General features: G+C 71.8%; 2 protein-coding genes and 1 pseudogene. 2 read left to right on the top strand and 1 reads right to left on the bottom strand.

Annotation, left to right across the window (positions count from 1 at the left end; translation table 11 throughout):
* Nucleotides 1–913: DUF1521 domain-containing protein (locus MFF42_RS25440; protein WP_238258755.1), on the top strand; the 913-nt coding region annotated here is incomplete at its 5' end.
* A gap of 317 nt (nucleotides 914–1,230) precedes the next feature.
* Nucleotides 1,231–2,127, top strand: a complete 897-nt coding sequence (locus MFF42_RS25435) for a response regulator (protein ID WP_238258754.1) — start codon at nucleotides 1,231–1,233, stop codon at nucleotides 2,125–2,127.
* Nucleotides 2,128–2,160: 33 nt separating this feature from the next.
* Here MFF42_RS25435 and MFF42_RS25430 read toward each other — a convergent pair.
* Nucleotides 2,161–2,869: pseudogene (locus MFF42_RS25430) on the bottom strand (hypothetical protein); the annotation flags it as partial.

Here is a 2,869-nt window from a genome sequence, read left to right as displayed (position 1 = left end):
CGACGGCTTCGCCGAGGGCTTCGCGGCCGCCTCCGGGGCCGGCGAATCGGATGAGTCCGGACCTTCGGCCGACGCGGCCTCCGATGCGGGCCCGACCGCGGCCGCCGACGGCGCCGGCGCGACGGATGCCGCCGAGGCCGGCGGCGAGGACGAGGCGGCGAGCCCGGCCGAGCTGATGAGCGGCTTCCAGGAGATCGCCGACCGCGTCGCCGATTCGGACCTGTCGAAGAAGGCCAAGAACACCCTGCTCGACGGCATCGCCACGCTGATGTCGAAGCTTCAGTCCGAGGCGCCCTCGGGCGAGGAGACCAGCCCGGCGAGCACCGCGGCCGCGAAGGCGAGCGGCGGGACGGGCGAGTCCGCCTCGGCTTCGGAGGCGGACGACGCCTCGGCGAGCGAGAACCAGGGGACTTGGAGCCACGAGGTCAAGGACGGCGAGGCCACGATCCAGCTCGGCGACAAGTACACCGTGAAGGCCAGCGAGAAGGACGCGACCTGGACGGTGACGAACAACGAGACCGGCAAGACCACCAAGGTCTCGGGCGACCCCCATGTCGACATCGACAACGACGGCAAGAACGACTTCGACTTCAAGAAGGACATGACGTTCAAGCTCGACGACGGCACCAAGATCACCGTCGGCACCGTCCCGGGCGGCGAGAACGGCACCACCTTCTCGTCCTCGCTGACCATCACCAACGGCGACAAGGCCATGCAGGTGACGGGCCTCGGCGATTCGCATGACGGCGAGAACAACCTCGAAGTGAAGCAGTCCGACGCGGGCACCACCCTCGACGAGCTGGAGAATGACGGCTCGACCACGGTCTACGAGAACGGCGGGGCGTGGCAGACGAAGGACGGCAAGGCCGTCGATCAGTCGATCATCGACGCGGCCGAGGCCGCCGCGGCCTGATCGGACCCGATCCCGAGACTCGGTCCGCCCGGGGGCAGCGCTGCCCCCGGGCGGACCGACATGTGGAGAGGTTGGCACGAAGAGCCAAAGTTGCAGGCCGACCCCACCAATAACTTCGCCAGCAAAACAAATAATATAACGCTTTCTGATACAACAACTTAGCGTGATTCAAGCTAATTCCTCGCACAATCCTCGTACGGCGAGGGTTCCCACGTGAGGAAGACTGTCTTAATCCTGAATTATCCGATGACGAATGTGTGAGTGCTTGTGAGCTCAGCTGAACGGCGCGCTCAAGGTACTGAGGGGAGACGGTCGGGATGCGGATTCTGGTGGTCGACGATGATCGGGCCTGTGCCGGCTGCATCACCGGAATCCTGCGGGACGAGGGATTCGTGGCCGACCATGTCACGACGCTCGCCGACGCGACGCTGTCGGCGTCGCTCGCACCCTACGAGGCGATCCTGGTCGACCGCATGCTGCCCGACGGCGACGGGCTCGACTGGGTGCGCGAGCAGCGCCGGGCCGGCAGCACGGTGCCGATGCTGATCATCACCGCCGAGCGCGACACCGTCGATCACCGGGTCGAGGGCCTGAACGGGGGCGCGGACGACTACATCCTCAAGCCGATGCCGCTCGACGAACTCGTCGCCCGGGTGCGCGCCGTGATGCGCCGGCCGGTGGCGACGCTGGATCCGGTGCTGCGCGCCGGCAACGTCACCTTTGATCCGGCCAACCGCGAGGTGCGGGTGGCGGGCAAGCCCCTGCGCATGCCCCGGCGCGAGACCTGCATCTTCGAGATGCTGATCCGCCGCTCGGGCAAGACGGTGACGAAGGGGCTGCTGGAGGAAGGGCTCTACAGCTTCGAGGACGAGGTCTCCTCGAACGCCATCGAGGTGGGCATCTACCGCCTGCGCGGCCACCTGATGGGCTCGGGCGCCACGGCGACGGTGCGCACGGTGCGCGGCACCGGCTACGTGCTGGAATCGCCCGACGAGCCGATCACCGTGCCGGACCTGCCGGGCGAGGTGCCGCAAGTGGCGATGGTCGCGGCGCAGGTCGCCGTGGTCCTGTCGAATCAGGCGGAGCCCTCGCCCGCGCTCATCCCGGCGGCCATCGCGGCGAGCCTGCCCGAATCGCCGCCGGCGGAGACCGCCGCGGCCGTCGTCGCCGCCGTGATCGCCGTCAGCCTCGCCAAGCGCGGCGAGGAGGTCTGAACCGCCGTCTCGAGCCGCGCGGCGGACGCCGGGTCACGCCCCCGTCCGCCGCCTGAGGGCGGCGCGCCAGGCGCGCAGGGTCGCGGCCGCCTCGTCCTCCGACGGCACCGGCTCGGCCGCGTCCTGTCCGCGGCGCCGACGGCGCCAGCCCAGCACCCGCAGGATCGCCCACAGCCCGCTGGCGCGCTCGGGCTGCCCGGTCTGCCGCCGGGCGTCGCGCTGCGACCGGCGGGCGAGGAAGGGATTGAACAGCGGCAGCGGCGCGCCGCCGACCGCCCCGCCGCCGGCCAGCACGACCCCGCTCCCCGGACCCACGAGCAGCCCGGCGCCGGCTGCGACGCCGGACGCCCCGCTGGCGTCGATCCCCGGACCCGCCGCGGCGGGAGCCGATGGACCGTCGCTGGTCGGGGCGACCGGTGCCGCGGTGACGACCGGAGCGGCCGTTCCGGTCTGAGGGGCCGCCGTGACGCCGGCCTGGAGCGGGGAGACGGAGGCGGCCTGTGCGGGCGCCGCGTTCGGCACCTGCACCGGCGCCTCGCCGCGCCCCGGCCCGCCGCCCATCGGTTGCATCGCGGGCGAAGCCGGGGCGCTGGTCTGCGCCGCCGACGCGAATCCGGGCGAGGCCGGCGCGGCGAGGCCGACGCCCTCGTGCGGCCGAGCCCGCTCCGTCTCCGACGGGGTCCCGCGCTGCGCCGCCTGGACGTCGGCCGTCCGGGCCGGCCTGCCCTCGTTCACCGCGGCG

The organism is Methylorubrum podarium, from assembly GCF_022179745.1.
GTDB classification, from domain to species: domain Bacteria; phylum Pseudomonadota; class Alphaproteobacteria; order Rhizobiales; family Beijerinckiaceae; genus Methylobacterium; species Methylobacterium podarium.
The sequence above is the reverse complement of the archived record's forward strand: the minus strand, read 5'-3'. Positions and strand labels throughout refer to the sequence as shown.